Below are 15,311 nucleotides of genomic sequence, written 5' to 3'. Positions count from 1 at the left end.
GGCGTAAGGTTGCGGATCAGTTTATTGCTGCTTTCGGCATCGCGCCCGGTATGTCACCGACCTTGAACTTCGGCAGACCTGATAAATCAGTTCCCCGCCGCCTCTCTCAACCGCACCAGCTTAAGAATGGCCTCGTACAGGCTGGTCGCGCCCTTGTTGCTTTGGGTCAGTGGCACATCCACCTTGGTTCCATCACGCTTGGCAATCGTCAGCTTTTTATTCATCAGGCCGCTGATGGTAACGTCGGCGATATCAGCAAGTGCCACGCGGTGCGACTCCTTGAATGGCAAGTACGCATAGACGCGCTCAAGATCAACCAATACGCCCTTGTCGCCGGAACCAAACACCGTGTCGTCGAAGTAGAACACCACCTCGTCCTTGGCAATGTTCAGCGCGTTTTTGGATTCGAATGTCAAAATTTTCTTCGCCGGCAAGTCCGGCGCTGCATAGAACTTGTGGTCGGCATTGGACCTGAAGCCCTCGGCGGCCATCGCTACGGTCAACCCGCTGGCGTTGTGTTTTGCGGCGCCCGGTAGTGCGGAGGTTATGGCAGATGGCGAGCTTGTCTGAGTCTCGCGCGCCACGATTTTCTCGATCACTCGCTCACAGTGTTCGTCGAAACGGTCGTAACAGATGAATTGCGCATAGCGTTCGATGTCCGGACGACTGGCGTTGAAACTTTCCACCGTGCTCAGATCGCACTGGCGCATTTGCTCCTGGATCAGCGTTTGCTTTTCCTTGAGCAGGCCTCCCATGCCGAAAAACTCCACTACATCATCCAGCCGCCCTTGATCACCGCCGAACTTGCGCAGCAGGATCGGGTAGATGCGCTCGTTGTAGGGATAAGCACTGATCGCCTTGATCGCCGACGGCAGCACGGCATCGTCGGGGATCAGGCCTTTTTCAATGTTCTCGGTAATCGCTTGGGACTTTCTGATCTCGTCCTTCGAGTAGCCATGCAACTTTCCGGGTGAGTCGGCATTGATGGCGTCGAGCGTCGCGAGGTACGCCGCATTGACGATATTGCTGGCACCGTCTGCAAAAGCCTTGACCGTTGCCGGGCTCTTGAAAATCTCGTCTTTCTTGAACGAGTTGCCGAGTGCGCTGACCCCTTTGGCCATCAGGTTGAATACACCATGACCAATATTGGACATGAGGTTTTTCGCGTCGGCATCGTATACCGCTTTCTCTGAGCCGTAGCCTACCCATTGGCGGCGGCCATGGCGGCGATTGGTGCGATGCGCATCCTGCTCGGCAGTGCGCTCGACAATGGCCTCGTATTGCTCGGCCAATACGCCGAAGTCTTCATCCCACGAGTCGTAGCGCTCCATGAAGGCGTCATAGAAACGTTCTTCGTCGATATCGTAGATCCCGTGGGTCACGGTGAGTTTGATACTTTGACCTATTGCCTGGATGCGGATCTCGTGTGCCAGATCGTCACCGTCTTCGTAGAGGTTATCCAGGTCGGAAAACAGGTCGTAGAAGCCGCCATTGATTTTCCGCGACCATGTCGAGGCAATCGTCGAGAATGCTTGCCTGACCAGGTTGGTATCAAGCTTGCTCTGCGGTGTGTCGAGGGCGTGGCCGTAGAGTTCGATCTTCTGAATGCTTGCATCCATTGCGTGTCACCGTTCCAGGTTCGCGGGGAAAAGTAGGGGGGTAGGGCAGCTCTATCAAGGTGTAGCGCGGCCTTGATAATAGTGGCACAAGGCCGCCGCATACTACCTGCATTACTTCCCGTTTTCGACAGCAACTAAAGTCGCAATAGACCTGACCCGCGACAGCGGGCGCCTTGGATAAGGGGAGGGATCTATTTAGGGCCAAGTGGTGGAATGCTGTCTCGATAAACACCAACGTTTAAAAAGACATCTCCAAACACTCTCCCAGGCTACCTATCCTTGCGCCTTTGCCTACAGCTACGCCAGAATCCGCCGGCTTGTGTGCCTTGGGGGCGAGTTCTATTGTGGTGCGGTTGCTGACGAATCAGCGATCGGGATTGACCGCCCGCCCAATATCAAGGCGCGCCAGCGTTCTGCACGTGTTCAGGCATTGTCTGAAATCATGTCGCGGTGGCTGTGCGTGGGACACCTTCGGGTGTGCCGGGGTCCTTGATGTCCGGTCGGTCAACCCGCGTACAGCTGCCACCCTGTTTGTTTGACCGCGAACGGTGGCGGCTCCAGTTATCAAGGAGCTTTACCATGATCAAACCAACACCCAACCCGCCCGAATCTAACTGCACGTCCCCCTACGAATCCATCGACTCCAAAAAACTTCACGAAGCCGCCGATCGCGCGCTCGACCATTACCTCTGTCCACCCGGTTCCACGCCGCCTCCACGTAAAAACCGTGGGATGTACGCCGTAACCGCCGACAACAAAAACGAAGAACTGCTAACCGATGCCAGCGAAACGCTCGCTTCGGCCAAGACCATCGCGCAGAACGTCGCCAGTCTGTTGCCGGCGTCGCAGCGTCGGGCGTTGTTGGGGATTGCGCAGTTGATCATGCTCGGGGAGTTGGCGGTGAATCGTGCGCTGGATAATTTGCAGTTGCCGGAGTGATGCGGGTGCCGGGATTACCTGCTGATTAATCGGGTGTCTATTCTGGCGCTTTCGCGAGCAAGCTCGCTCCCACCTTTGAGTGTGTTCCAAGGTGGGAGTGCGCTGGCTCTTCAGCCGCGATAAGTTTCGAGACGATGTGCGCGTATCTGTTCCCGCGAATGGCGGGTCGCTTTCTTTGCGTCAATCGACTGCCAGGTTGTCTCGAGCCCACTGTTCAGCCGTAGTGACCTGAATCGACTGCTGTTCGTTGAAAGTCCCCGCTTTTGGCCACGACACGCCTCTGCCTTGGGCAAATACGGCGCGGTATTTTTTGATGTGGTGAGTGGGGTCTTTTTCCAGTTCCTGCATCAGGTACGGAACCGTCCAGACGTTACGCTTGAACGGCCGCCCCAGCACACGCTCAAGCAGGCTCGCCACTTGCCCATAGGTCACCGTGTCGCCAGACAGGTACACGATCTCATTGCGAAATCGCGGTTCGAAGAAAACGACGTCTGCTGTCAGCTTGCCGATGTCCTCCGGTGTCGTGAGCGTCACGCTGGTTTCCAGGCTGCCCAAGGCGTTGACGGTGTGGTTCTCAAAGTCGACGACTTCGAATACCGGCTCGAACAGAAAACTGGTGAACATGCCGGTCGAGATGATCGCCCATTCGGTTTTGTCCTGAGCGCGGAGCAACTCGCGCACGTCGAGTTGCGCATCGAACAAATCCTGCGGACTGCCCCGGCCAATTACTTCGAAATCTACGCCAAACTGCCAGGGGAAGTAGCGCTTCACGCCGGACCTGAGCGCTGCTGTCGCCAGTTTCATCGGCGTTTCACGGCCCGCGACCATGCCGGCGCAGCCTATGACGGTATCGAATGCTGCGAACACTTCGGCCAGTTGATCGATGGAATCGTTAACCAGGTCTGCAGCGACTAGCTGGATGCCCAGACTGCGCAGTTCATCGATTTCCCGCTTTTTCTCAGGGACTTGTGTGTTGATGGTCGAATCCCTGAGCAGGACGCTGATGGTGCTGCCGGGCGAGCGTTTTGCTACCCGCGCAAGATTGCGCAGCACCGGCAGGCCGAGTTCGCCGGCGCCGAGTACGAGAATGGATTGTGGGGAAGGGGGGGGCGATGCGGTCATGATGTCTCCTGAGATCTGTCGTCTGTATGATTTTGCGATGCTGGCACGATTGCGCAGCGCTCAGAAGAAGGCACACGCGTGATACCAGGGGGACATATGACCGATGAGGAAACCCTTAGCCAGGCAGAAGCGATCTGCCAGACGCTAAGACGAGACGATGATGGCGTGCGGCGCGAAGTCCTGGCTCACGCCGGTAGCCGCTGGTCACTGGGTATCCTGCATGCCCTGGGTGTGTACGGCACGATGCGTCATGCCGAGATCAAACGGCAGATGACGGGCGTGACTCAGCGCATGTTGACCAAGACGCTGCGGGCGCTGGAACGCGATGGTCTGCTGATACGGCGGGAGTTGGATCAAGTGCCGCCCCATGTCGAGTATGAGCTGACGGCGTTGGGGATGGAGCTGTTGGTTCGTATGTCGCCGATTTGGACGTGGGTTGTGGAGCACGTCGATGATTTTCGCGAGGCGCGTCGGGTGTTTGATGGTCAGAGTGGGAAAAAGCCTTCGTGGCAGGTTCCGGTGGTGGGGCTGGTTGATTTGGATGGGGCTGATTGATTGGTTGCTTTGGTTCAGGCCATTGCGCAGAACGTGGCGAGTCTGTTGCCGGGTTTGGGGGCTTGCGAGTTGAAGCGGCCCTTACCCCAGCTCTCTCTCCCAGGGACGCTTGCTCATGCTAAATTTCGTGAAATCAAATAGTTGAAAATAGAGTTCGAACGCTATGTTGACCCTTTCCAAGGGCGAGAATTACGGCTTGAAGGTCAAGCCTCGCTGGCCATCCTCTGAAGTACTCATTGAACAAAATGTCTTCCTTAAATTGATTGAGGCCCAGTCGAAGCTTCCCCCGTCAGTTCAACTACTGCTCGTTCGCGGATATGAAAATAAAAGCAGTCAGCTGGGGTTATTCAGGTTCCTGTCGAGGTGGCTGGGCATCCGATTGTTTTGCACTTGCTACCCAGGCCGAAAAGACGAAGTGAACGATATATTCGGCTCCAATGGGCATGACGTGGATGGCTCTCATGTCGATGTTTCCATCATTCTGAATGGAAGGAGACTGCGATTTTTGCCGTTGGGCGTATTTACATCGCCGAGCCTTCAACACACCAGGGCGGCTGAACATCTCAGTGTTCTCGAAGAGGTCAAGGCTGTGCTGGTGCAGTGCGGCTTCAAGATTCACCGCAACCCGACAGAGAGCATGCAGATACATTGCGACTTTGAAGGGTAGTTGGTTGGTGCGGCTGATGATCTTTTCCAGGAACAGGTAGCGCGACAGGGTCACTGATCAACGAAGATCCGCAGCCGTTCTACCGCTGATTCGGCGGCATCGAGTGCACCTTCCATGTAACCGTTGTGCTCAATGGATGCCTCGGTCCCTGACACCAGTAACCGCTTGGACCAGGCATCCTGATCTGGCCTGCTGTAACCCGTGGCGAAGTGGCGCTGTCTGGTTTCGAGATCAGCAGGGGAGGCGGTCAGTCGGTCGGCGGCCCAGTCTTTGATGTAGTGCGCAACAGGTGTGGCAGCTTGTCCGCCGAAGAGGCGAACCAGCTGAAGGCGGCATTGTTCCAGCAGCGCGGCCTCGCCCATTGCCAGGCGTTCTGTTGCCGGGATACCGACAAATCCAAACAGTGCGGCGCTCGCACTGGCATCGGATGCGTCATGGATTTCGACCATCGGTCCGACATGACTTTGCGCCGTTCCGCTGAGCCCCTCGTCGTGCCAGAAAGGGCGGTCGTAAACGGCGACGTACTTGGCATGGGGAGCCATCCATGTCGGTGTCCCGGACCAGCGCTGGATAATCGTTGGTGACCGCCGGGGTTCGAAGTGGATGTCTTGTGCAAGCAGGCGTAACGGCACAGCGCTGATGACGTGAGTGAAGGATTGCTCGCTCACCCCTTGCCCAGCGTCTGTGTGTAGCGTGATGCCGGAGTCTGACAATCGCATGCCACTGATTCGGGCATTCAAGACGACTCGCTCAGGGGCAATTTGCGCGGCGAGGGCTTGTGTCAGTTGCGAGACGCCGCCCTGGATGCGCATCGAGAGATTGCCTGATGCGTACCCGCGGACACGCTTGGCCGTTTCATGCGGGGACTTTTCCAGCAATGTCGCGCCATCGCTGTACTGGGGGAAAACGATGAGTCCCAGCGCCGATATGAGTGCCGCCATGCGAGGCTGAAAATCCGGCCACCACCACGCGGGACCGAGATCATGGGCGGGGCCGTTACCGGGCGTCGAGAGGATCCGTCCGCCCAGCCGCTCGCGGGCTTCGAATAATACGAAAGCGACGTTCATCTGCGTCAACAATCGGGCCGTGTATAGCCCGCTCAAGCCGCCTCCGATAATCGCTACCCTCAGGTTGTTCATGGTCATGCTCCGGGGACATGCCTAAACCCGCATGCCCGGAGTGTTTTCGGGCGTGCGGGGGGCTTCGGGATTAACGACCAGTTGTTTTCGAGCGCTGCATAGGCGTCGAGAACCCGAGCTGAATAGGTCACCGCGGCGCCGGCATTGAGTGCGATGGCCACGCCCAGTGCTTCGGCGATTTCTTCACGGGTAGCGCCGTGCCTGGCCGCTGCTTTGGTGTGGACGGCGATGCAGCCATCGCAGCGTGTAGTGATGGCTACGGCCAACGCGATCAACTCATGCGTCTTGGCGTCCAGATGCCCGGTTTTTGCACCTGCGCCGTCCATCACTTGAAGGCCTCGAACAGTATCCGGTGATAGCTTGGCAAGATCGCCGACGCGGTTCAGCAGATTTTCGCGATAGTCATTCCAGTCCGGCATCATGATGCGCTCCTCAAATGCGGCCGGCAGTTACGCCGCCGTCGACAGGCAGGACGGTACCGGTGATCCAGGACGCCTGCTCGGACGCCAGGAACAGAATCGCTTCTGCGACATCGGCTGGCTGGCCATTGCGCCCCAGCGGATGGAATGCGTTGAAAGTCGGCAGTACGGCCTTGACCTGTTCGCTGTCCATGAAGGTGTTGTACACCGGCGTTTCAACCACGGCTGGCGCAACGGTGTTGATGCGAATGTTGGAGGAGGCCAGTTCAATGGCCAGGTTTCGGGTCAGTGCATGCACGCCCGCATTGGCCGCCGAATAGGCCGCAGAAGGGGTGGCGCCGATGGCTTGCAGTGCCCACAGGGAACCGGTTTGCACGATGACGCCGCCGCCACGCAGTTGCATCGCCTTGGCCGCTGCCTGGGCCATGAAGAACTTGCCCTTGAGGATGATATCGATGAAACCGTCGTATTCATCCTCGTCCAACTCCAGGAACGGTTTCGGATTAAACACGCCAGCGTTGTTGATCAGAATGTCCACTGCGCCGAACTCGGCAGTTGCAAGCGCCACCAGCGCTTTGGCAGAGGCGGGTTTGGCAATGTCCGCAGCCAGGACGCGTACGTGCTTGCCGGTAGGGTCGATCTGGGCTGCGGCTTTGTCGAGTTTGGCTGCATCGCGACCAGTGATCACCACACTCGCGCCTTCGGCAACCAAGCGCTGTGCGACTTCTTTACCGATACCTGAACCACCACCGGTGACGATAGCGACTTTGGAAGAAAATCTTTTCATGTTGAGGATGTCCTGTGGCTGAGTAAGATAGGAGCGTTTGTGCCATTGATTGGGGCTGTCTATCGGTTGCCCTTATGAGCGTTGGCCTTGGCTGCTATTCTTCGCTTCGGACAGGTGTCGCACAAACCAGAATTCTTTTTCATCCATTAAAGAAAATCTTTAACCAATGAATACGCCAATGTATCTCAACGCTCTCCGGGCATTTGAAGCCGCCGCCCGGCATCAAAGTTTTTCGGCCGCAGCCACTGAGCTGCACGTGACGTCGGCAGCAGTGGGGCAGCAGGTGCGTACGCTGGAGTCATGGCTGGGGGTCGCGTTGTTCAATCGGGCATCCAGCGGTTCTGCGCGGCTGGTTCCGACCGACGTTGCTCGGGAGGCATTGCCCGATATCCGGGAGGGATTCGACTACCTGCGCATGGGGCTGGCGCGGTTGAAGGAAGGTTCGCTCAGCAGTGGATTGACGGTGGCAGTGAGCCCGGCGTTTGCTGCCAAATGGCTGTTGCCCCGCATCGAGCGTTTTCAGTTGGCGCACCCTCAGATCGATGTCCTGTTGGACACCAATCTCAGGCCTGTGGATTTTGTTGCCGAAGGCGTGGACATCGGCGTGCGTTATGGCACCGGACGTTGGCCGGGGCTGACGGCGATCAAACTGATGGACGAAGAGATGTACCCGGTCTGTGCGCCGACTTATCCGTTGCTTGAACAGGGACGACTGTTAGCCAGAAAACTCGCCGAAGCGACGTTGATCCACGACTTGTCGATGGTTGCCGATCCCGATTATCCGACGTGGCGGACATGGCTCGACGCCTCGGGACACTCCGCTATCAATGCCGAACATGGGCTGCGAATCAACAATTCTGCCGCCGTGCTGCAGGCGGCGATTGACGGGCAGGGCCTGGCGCTTGGGCGCAGTGTCATGCTGCGGGATGACCTGGAGGCAGGGCGGTTGGTCCGTCCCTTTGGCGAAGCAAGTTGTCCGCTGGCGTTCGCTTATTACATCGTTCATCGGCCCGAAGTGGCGGATCTGGCGAAGATAAAAGCCTTCCGCGAATGGCTGCTTGCGCAAGCTTCAGGAAGGCTCGGCGACTGAATCTGTGGTGCGCCTGCGCTTGATCCAGATACGAGCGCCGGCATTTCCGATCATTGCCCGTAACGCAATGCCCGGCGGCAGTCGTAGCCAGGATAAAGGCTGGAGCAGGTCACCGTTTTCAACCGCAGAGCCGGACAGTATCAATAACTCGAGACCTGCTTCGTTGGAGAGTTCCAGCATTGTGCCTGCCGGACAGTCATGCAGGGTCACGTGTTCGTCGTGGCCACTGAAGAGCGTTCGGGTGTCGGAGTGCGTTTGATGCTGGTCGGGATAGACGACGCACTCGTGCCCATCATCTTTCTCGAATTGCTGCAGCCTTACAAAAATCTCGCAACCCGAGGTTGATGCCGGTGCGTGGCTGCTGCCGGGAGGATTGCGCACGTAGGTGCCAGCGGGGTAGTCGCCGCGTTCATCTTGAAAGATCCCTTCAAGCACCAGAAATTCTTCACCCCCGGGATGACTATGCGGGCGGAAGGTGCTCCCCGCTGCATAGCGAACCAATGAAGTCGCCCGGGCTTTTTCTTCCCCGTCGCGATAAAGCATGCGCCGCTGGACGCCCGCAACCGGGGATGCGACCCACGGCAGCAGTGCGCCATGAACGAGGGTGCGGCGTGTCTGATCAGTATTCAGTCGCAAGATTCAAAGCTCCGCCCGACCGCCATCAACCACGATCTCCGCTCCGAGCATCAATCGTGCTGTGGCGAGGCCAATACCTGACGAGCCACCCGTAATCAGCGCAGATTTACCGTTGAGCATGTTGCTTAACCTTTTCGGGGATGGAAGATACCCCAAGAGTGGCGCGTATCGAGTGATGAGACGAGGCAGATATTCCTTGCGACGGAGAAAGAAAAACTTGTCCACGGCGCTACCTTGTTGCCGCGAATAATGGCCATGTTTTCGTTCACACGGACCGACATCCTGCAACTAAAGCGTCCTGCCTGTTTAACTCAAGGTCTTCAAACGTGACTGGATTGCAATGCGCAGCACAGGCATGTGAATGTCTGGCTGAGATGGCAAGTTAGTCAGTCATCGGGCGGAAGCCGCCCCCTCACCCCAGCCCTCTCCCGGAGGGAGAGCGGGCCGACCGAGGTGTCTTGCGGGGTACGTCGACCTGGAAGATTTTGGCGATTATGGTTCGGTGAAGGACCTTCGATTTGGCTTTGTGAGCTTGGCCATTTTGGATTCAATGAATGGCTTTCAAGTCGGTGTAGCTCTCGAACATCCCCGAATCGGTTCCCTCTCCCGTGGGAGAGGGCTAGGGTGAGGGGCTTTCCGTTCGGGACATCAAAGTCTCCAGCCTGGCCAACGGCGGCGCATCCTGGTTGCGGTCGAATACCTGGATGCCAATCTTGAGTAAGCGGCCATTTTCGGCTGAGCTGATCAGCTGTTCACAGCGCAGCAACAATCGCCCCTGATCACACTCTTGCGCCTTCATCCCCATCGGTAACCTGCCTTCCAACCGCAACTCCGCCATCCGACTCTGCGCCGCAATCATCGCCACCGACCGATCCCGTAAAACCCCACTACTCTGCGTCATCAACCCCGCCACGCGCACAGCCGCCGACATCGCCACGGCAATAATCGCCAGCGCCACCAGCACCTCAATCAACGTGAAACCCGCTTCCCGCGAACGCGCACGCATAAACCGCCCAAAACCAAAACCCAGCCCTCGACGCTAACCCGCGTCCTTGAAGGCTTGACGACGAAAACACCCGAGGATTTTCAACATCACTGACATATCTTCTTGCAACACTGCGCGTCGAATCGAATCAAGCCAGGGTATGTCGAGATGGATATCGCACCTTTCAAATCGCTTCAGCAACCGATGCGCACGCCGCGTGGGCAGCAGGGTTTTACCCTGATCGAGATCATGGTGGTCGTGGTGATTCTGGGGATTTTGGCGGCGATGGTGGTGCCCAAGGTGCTCGACCGGCCGGATCAGGCGCGGGCGACGGCGGCGAAGCAGGATATTGGTGGGTTGATGCAGGCGTTGAAGTTGTATCGCCTCGATCACGGCACTTACCCGAGCATGAACCAGGGCCTGAAGGTGTTGGTGGAGCGGCCGGCGGATGCGAAGAACAGCAATTGGCGCTCGTATCTGGAGCGTTTGCCGAACGATCCGTGGGGGCGTCCTTATCAGTACCTCAACCCCGGCGCCAATGGCGAGATCGACATCTTTTCCCTCGGTGCCGACGGTCAGCCGGACGGCGACGGCGTGAATGCCGATATCGGTTCCTGGCAGTTGTAAGGCCGGCCATGAACAGCCGCTCGCCTGAGGGGGCGAAGCAACAGGGCATGGCGATTATCAGCGCGTTGTTGATTGCCGCCGTGGTGGCGGTGATTGCGGCGGGCATGTTGACGCGCCAGAGCGTGTCGACCCGTGCGCTGGAAGCGGATCAGCAGCGCGTGCAGGGGCGTTGGCTGGTGCAGGGTGGGTTGGAGATCAGCCGTCAGTTGCTGTGGGATGCACGGCAGCGCGACCCGTTGACCCGGCTCGATCAGCCGTGGGCGCAACGTCTCTCCGCGCAAGGTTTTGAGGGGCGACTGGAGGATGAGCAGGGCAAGTTCAACCTGCGCAATCTGGTGGCCAACGAGCGGGTTGATGAGGCGCAGGTTGCGGCGTTTCAGCGCTTGTGCGAGTTGATCGGGGTCAGTGCCGGGTTGAGTCAGCGCATCAGTCAGCGGGTGATTGCCTCGTACCCGCGACTGCTGAATGCGCAGATGGCCGAGGCGCCGAAAAGTGGTTTCGACAGCGGCCGCGCCACCTCGCCCAACGCTTCACACAAACCGCAGAATCCGACAATGCCGATGCTGCGCAGCCTTGATGATTTGCGCAGCCTGGACGGTGTGAATGAGGCGGTGATGGGCAAACTGGCACCGTACCTGACGGTGATTCCGGCGACGACTTGGCTCAACGGCAACACGGCCACCGCGCCGGTCTTGGCTGCGTATGTGCCGGGGCTGTCGCTGGAGCGCGCGAATGCGCTGATTGCCGAACGCGATGCCGGGCGCTGGTTTATCAACCGTGGCGATTTCGTTAACCGTTTGCGCATGCCGCAATTGGAGCTGACCAGCGTCAAGGTCGGCATCACCAGTGACTGGTTTCGCCTGCGCGGTGAGGCGCGGCGTGATCAGCGGCGGGTCAGTCTTGAGGCGTTATTGCATCGGAGTCAGGACCGCTTGCCGCAGGTGATCTGGTCGCGGGTGGGCGTATGAGCCAGTTGAAGATTGCGTTGCCGCCCTTGGCGGAGCTGGATCTGCACAGTCAACTGCATTGCGCCTGGCTGGATCGTCAGGGTCAGGTCACGCGGGAAGAACGCCACAGTCTGAGCCAGTTGAGTCAGCTGTCGAAAGTGCTGCCGCTGGTGTGTTTTCTGCACCCGGCTGACAGTCTGTTGGCGAGTCTCGATTTACCGCCGTTGCCGGCCAACAAGATTGTCGCGGCGGTGCAGTGTGCGGCGCAGGCGTTGATGCTGGGCGACAGCAGCGAGATGCACATTGCGCACAGCGCGCGGGATGAGGCAGGGCAGGTGCAGATCGCCTGGGTGCCTCGGCAGCACTTGTTGCGGTTTGGCCAGTTGCTGAAAAGTGCTGGGCTGAACCTGCGCGGTCTCTACCCGGCGCCGTACTGTTTGCCGGTGCTGCCCGGCACCGTCGCTTGCGTGCAGGACGGGCATTTGTTGTTGCGCGACAGTGTGCAAGCGGCGCGTGTGCAGCCGTTGTTCGATGACGGCCTCGACGGTGTCGTGTGGGAGCCGGGCATCACTTTGCATTGGGTCGGTGAGCAACCGCCCCCGGGCGCTGAGCTGCCGATGGCGGATGCGCAGCGCTGGGCTGGACCGTTACCGGGTTGGGGACTGCATGGCGCAGTCCAACAGCAACACACTGAGCATCGCGGCTGGGGCAGGGCGATCGCCCTCTCAGCGTTGGCCGTGGCGGTGTGGGTGATCGGTTTGAACCTGTATGCCGCTCGCGAGGCCGGGCAGGGTCAGCAGTTGAAAACTCAGATGAACCTGCGGGTAAAGCAGGCCTTCCCTGAGTTGCCGGTGATCCTCAACCCATTGCAACAGGCGCGTCAGCAATTGGCGGCGCGGCAGAAGGGCGCGGCGGATGACCCGGCGCAGACTTTCAATCGTCTGGTATTGCAGGCGGGCAGCGGCATGCCATCGATGGCTGGCAGTGTCGAGCGGCTGACGTTTGTCGACGGCGCCTTGCAGTTGAGTCTGCTGAGTGAAGCCCGTCGCGGCGGCAATGATCAGGAGTGGCAAAGCACGTTGGCGCAGGCCGGTATCAGCGTCACGGCAGATGACGAGGGCTGGACCTTGCGTCCCGCCACTGAAGCCACCCCAAGCGACAGTGATGACAGCGGCGGAGCAGACGAAGATGAATAAGGCCTCGCTCGCGCTCTATCGCGCCAAGTGGCAACGCTTCAACGCTCAGTTGCAGGCGCGGTGGCAGCCGTTGGCCTTGCGCGAAAAACGCATGGTCGCCGGCATGGCCGTTGCGCTGATCGGCTTGCTGCTGTGGGTCGCGCTGATCCAGCCGCCGCTGAAGAAAATCGCTTATTGGCAAGCCGAGACGCCAAAACTCCGCGCGCAGACCGAAGCGCTGGAAGTGCTGCTGCGCGAAGTCAGCGTGCGCCCGGACGGGCAAAGCGTGGCGCAGTCGCTGGAGCAAACCCTTCAGGCCAGCGGCCTGGCGGGGCATTACCAATTACAGGAGGCACAGGGCGCCTGGCAGTTAACCTTCGACGCGGCGCCGGCCGACGCCGTGCTCGACTGGCTGTTGAGCAACCCGGCACAACTTTCTCTGCAAGTGGTCGAGGCCCGTTTGCAACGCGCAGACAACCCCTCGACCGAAGTCACTGCCGGCACTTTGTCAGGCACCGTTCGCATGGATCAGGCGCTGGGCGCTAAGGAAGCTTCATGAAGGGGTCAGGATCCAAACCGGCACGTCTGGCGTTGCCGATGCTGCTGATGGCGTTGAGCGCGTGCAGTAACACCACCGCACCACAGAATCAGCCGCCGTTGCTGGTCGACAGTGAACTCGGGCGGCCGCTGGCCAACACCCAGCGCAGCGGCGACGCCGTGCTCGACCGCGAGCGCGCACAGGCGCAGGCGCGACCTGTGCCGAAGCAATTGCACAACATCAGCAAGAGTGCGCGCAGTGGCGCGGCGGCTTCGGGTATTGCATTGCCGAGCAATCCTTTGGGTGATCAACCGGTGACGCTGAATTTTGTCGATGCGGATATTCAAGCGGTGGTCCGGGCGTTGTCGCGGTCGACCGGCCAGCAGTTTTTGGTCGACCCTCGGGTCAAGGGCACGTTGACGCTGGTCTCGGAAGGTCAGGTGCCGGCGCGGCAGGCGTACGACATGTTGTTGGCGGCGTTGCGCATGCAGGGTTTCAGTGTGGTTGATGTTGGCGGTGTCGCGCAGGTGGTGCCGGAGGCGGATGCGAAGTTGCTCGGCGGGCCGATCTACAGCGCTGACAAACCGGCGGGCAATGGCATGCTCACGCGCACGTTTCGCCTGCAATACGAGAACGCGGTGAACCTGATTCCCGTACTGCGGCCGATCGTTTCGCCGAACAATCCGATCAACGCCTACCCGGGCAATAACACCATCGTTATCACCGATTACGCCGAGAACCTGACCCGCGTTGCGCAGTTGATTGCGAGCATTGATTCGCCGAGCGCGATCGACACGGATGTGGTGCAGATTCAGAATGGCATCGCCGCTGACATCGCGCCGATGGTCGCGGATCTGCTCGATGCGCCGGGCAATGATCCGACGCAGAAAATCGCAGTGATCGGTGATCCGCGTTCCAACACCATCATCATTCGCGCCGGTAGCCCGGAGCGTACCGAGCTGGCGCGCAATCTGATTTACAAACTGGATAACGCGCAGAGCAATCCGAGCAATCTGCATGTGGTTTATTTGCGTAATGCGCAGGCGGCGAAACTGGCGCAGGCGTTGCGTGGTTTGCTCACGGGAGAGAGTGACAGCGGCACCAGCGACAGTGCGCGCTCGGTGCTCAGTGCCATGGGCGCAAGTACCGGCGGTAGTGCTGGGCAGAACGGCCAGAGCGGTACGCAAACCAGCGGCACAACATCGACTAATAGCAGCGGCAGCACGGGCGGCAGTTACGCGCAGGGCAGCAGCGGCAGTACAACCGGTAGCGGCGGCGCGCAAAACAGCGAGCAGAACGTCGCCTTCAGCGCCGGTGGCGTGACCATTCAGGCTGACGCCACCACCAACACCTTGCTGATTTCCGCGCCGGAGCCGCTGTATCGCAACCTGCGTGAAGTGATCGATCTGCTCGACCAACGTCGCGCGCAAGTGGTGATCGAAAGCCTGATCGTCGAAGTGGGCGAGGACGATGCCAGTGAATTTGGTGTGCAGTGGCAGACCGGCAACCTCGGCGGTAAAGGCGTGATCGGTGGGGCGAATCTGGGTGGTTCGGGCATCAACACCAACGGCAAGACCAGCATCGACGTGCTGCCGCAAGGTTTGAACCTGGGCTACGTCAACGGCACCGTCGATATCCCCGGCATCGGCAAGATTCTTGACCTGAAAGTGCTGGCCCGGGCGTTGAAGAGCAAGGGCGGCACCAACGTGCTGTCGACGCCGAACCTGCTGACCCTGGACAACGAAGCGGCGAGTATTTTTGTTGGCCAGACCATTCCGTTTGTCAGCGGCAGTTATGTCACGGGCGGTGGCGGCACCAGCAACAACCCGTTCCAGACCGTGACCCGAGAAGAGGTCGGTTTGAAGCTCAATGTGCGCCCGCAGATTTCCGAGGGCGGCACGGTGAAGCTCGATATCTATCAGGAAGTCAGCAGCATTGATGAGCGGGCTTCGGCCAGTGCCAATTCGGCGGGGATTGTCACCAACAAGCGTGCAATCGACACCAGTATTTTGCTCGACGACGGGCAGATCATGGTGCTGGGCGGTTTGCTGCAGGACGGTTACAGC

The 15,311-nt window shown here is 59.2% G+C and carries 16 protein-coding genes and 1 pseudogene; 8 read left to right on the top strand and 9 right to left on the bottom strand.

Features of this window, described 5'->3' with window-relative positions; translation table 11 throughout:
* Window positions 1–86 precede the first annotated feature (86 nt).
* Window positions 87–1,619: a hypothetical protein gene (locus FGA82_RS20965; RefSeq protein WP_141128568.1), complete on the bottom strand. Its 1,533-nt coding sequence runs from the start codon at window positions 1,617–1,619 to the stop codon at window positions 87–89.
* Window positions 1,620–2,198: 579 nt separating this feature from the next.
* Here FGA82_RS20965 and FGA82_RS20960 point away from each other — a divergent pair.
* Window positions 2,199–2,558: a DUF6124 family protein gene (locus tag FGA82_RS20960; protein ID WP_141128567.1), complete on the top strand. Its 360-nt coding sequence runs from the start codon at window positions 2,199–2,201 to the stop codon at window positions 2,556–2,558.
* A gap of 180 nt (window positions 2,559–2,738) precedes the next feature.
* Here the strand turns inward: FGA82_RS20960 and FGA82_RS20955 are convergent, their stop codons facing one another.
* Complete coding sequence (locus FGA82_RS20955; protein ID WP_141128566.1) at window positions 2,739–3,680, bottom strand: aromatic alcohol reductase; 942 nt, start codon at window positions 3,678–3,680, stop codon at window positions 2,739–2,741.
* 96 nt (window positions 3,681–3,776) lie between these two features.
* Between FGA82_RS20955 and FGA82_RS20950 the strand changes: the two genes are divergently transcribed.
* Window positions 3,777–4,235, top strand: coding sequence for a winged helix-turn-helix transcriptional regulator (locus FGA82_RS20950; protein ID WP_141128565.1), 459 nt, complete (start codon window positions 3,777–3,779; stop codon window positions 4,233–4,235).
* Between the two features lie 343 nt (window positions 4,236–4,578).
* Here the strand turns inward: FGA82_RS20950 and FGA82_RS32155 are convergent, their stop codons facing one another.
* The 4 genes and pseudogenes from FGA82_RS32155 to FGA82_RS20930 all read right to left on the bottom strand — a co-directional run bounded on the left by FGA82_RS32155 (window position 4,579) and on the right by FGA82_RS20930 (window position 7,247).
* Window positions 4,579–4,956 carry a hypothetical protein gene (locus FGA82_RS32155; RefSeq protein WP_171057321.1) on the bottom strand — a complete coding sequence of 126 codons (378 nt, stop codon included), beginning with the start codon at window positions 4,954–4,956 and terminating at the stop codon, window positions 4,579–4,581.
* Window positions 4,953–6,041 (bottom strand): flavin monoamine oxidase family protein, encoded by a 1,089-nt coding sequence (locus tag FGA82_RS20940; RefSeq protein ID WP_171057320.1) that lies wholly within the window; start codon window positions 6,039–6,041, stop codon window positions 4,953–4,955. The genes FGA82_RS32155 and FGA82_RS20940 overlap by 4 nt, the downstream gene beginning before the upstream one ends.
* 101 nt (window positions 6,042–6,142) lie before the next feature.
* Window positions 6,143–6,460: pseudogene (locus FGA82_RS20935) on the bottom strand (carboxymuconolactone decarboxylase family protein); the annotation flags it as partial.
* Between the two features lie 13 nt (window positions 6,461–6,473).
* A complete protein-coding gene (locus tag FGA82_RS20930; RefSeq protein ID WP_141128562.1) occupies window positions 6,474–7,247 on the bottom strand; it encodes an SDR family NAD(P)-dependent oxidoreductase in 774 nt (257 codons plus the stop codon).
* 166 nt (window positions 7,248–7,413) lie between these two features.
* On the opposite strand from FGA82_RS20930, the gene gcvA reads away from it, so the two are divergent.
* Window positions 7,414–8,337, top strand: a complete 924-nt coding sequence (gcvA, locus tag FGA82_RS20925) for a transcriptional regulator GcvA (protein ID WP_141128561.1) — start codon at window positions 7,414–7,416, stop codon at window positions 8,335–8,337.
* On the opposite strand, the gene FGA82_RS20920 is transcribed toward gcvA, so the two are convergent.
* The 3 genes from FGA82_RS20920 to gspI form a co-directional block, all read right to left on the bottom strand.
* Window positions 8,317–8,973, bottom strand: a complete 657-nt coding sequence (locus tag FGA82_RS20920; RefSeq protein ID WP_141128560.1) for a cupin domain-containing protein — start codon at window positions 8,971–8,973, stop codon at window positions 8,317–8,319. The two genes, gcvA and FGA82_RS20920, sit on opposite strands and share 21 nt — an antisense overlap.
* A 3-nt stretch (window positions 8,974–8,976) precedes the next feature.
* Entirely contained in the window at window positions 8,977–9,198 is a 222-nt protein-coding gene (locus tag FGA82_RS32490; protein WP_141128559.1) for an SDR family oxidoreductase, read from the bottom strand.
* 394 nt (window positions 9,199–9,592) lie between these two features.
* On the bottom strand, window positions 9,593–9,979 hold the full coding sequence (gene gspI / locus FGA82_RS20910) for a type II secretion system minor pseudopilin GspI (RefSeq protein ID WP_141128558.1): 387 nt from the start codon (window positions 9,977–9,979) through the stop codon (window positions 9,593–9,595).
* A gap of 147 nt (window positions 9,980–10,126) precedes the next feature.
* Between gspI and gspG the strand changes: the two genes are divergently transcribed.
* The 5 genes from gspG to gspD form a co-directional block, all read left to right on the top strand.
* Complete coding sequence (gspG, locus tag FGA82_RS20905) at window positions 10,127–10,585, top strand: type II secretion system major pseudopilin GspG (protein ID WP_038368790.1); 459 nt, start codon at window positions 10,127–10,129, stop codon at window positions 10,583–10,585.
* A gap of 8 nt (window positions 10,586–10,593) precedes the next feature.
* Window positions 10,594–11,553 carry a type II secretion system minor pseudopilin GspK gene (gene gspK / locus FGA82_RS20900; protein WP_141128557.1) on the top strand — a complete coding sequence of 320 codons (960 nt, stop codon included), beginning with the start codon at window positions 10,594–10,596 and terminating at the stop codon, window positions 11,551–11,553.
* Window positions 11,550–12,728, top strand: coding sequence for a type II secretion system protein GspL (gene gspL / locus FGA82_RS20895; RefSeq protein WP_141128556.1), 1,179 nt, complete (start codon window positions 11,550–11,552; stop codon window positions 12,726–12,728). The genes gspK and gspL overlap by 4 nt, the downstream gene beginning before the upstream one ends.
* Window positions 12,721–13,266, top strand: a complete 546-nt coding sequence (gspM, locus tag FGA82_RS20890; RefSeq protein WP_141128555.1) for a type II secretion system protein GspM — start codon at window positions 12,721–12,723, stop codon at window positions 13,264–13,266. The genes gspL and gspM overlap by 8 nt, the downstream gene beginning before the upstream one ends.
* On the top strand, window positions 13,263–15,311 hold a 2,049-nt coding region (gene gspD / locus FGA82_RS20885; protein ID WP_141128554.1), incomplete at its 3' end, for a type II secretion system secretin GspD. The genes gspM and gspD, both read left to right, overlap by 4 nt.

Origin of the sequence: Pseudomonas fluorescens, assembly GCF_005938625.1 — a bacterium.
In the GTDB taxonomy this organism is placed as follows: domain Bacteria; phylum Pseudomonadota; class Gammaproteobacteria; order Pseudomonadales; family Pseudomonadaceae; genus Aquipseudomonas; species Aquipseudomonas fluorescens_BD.
This window is presented reverse-complemented; position numbering and strand designations above follow the sequence as displayed.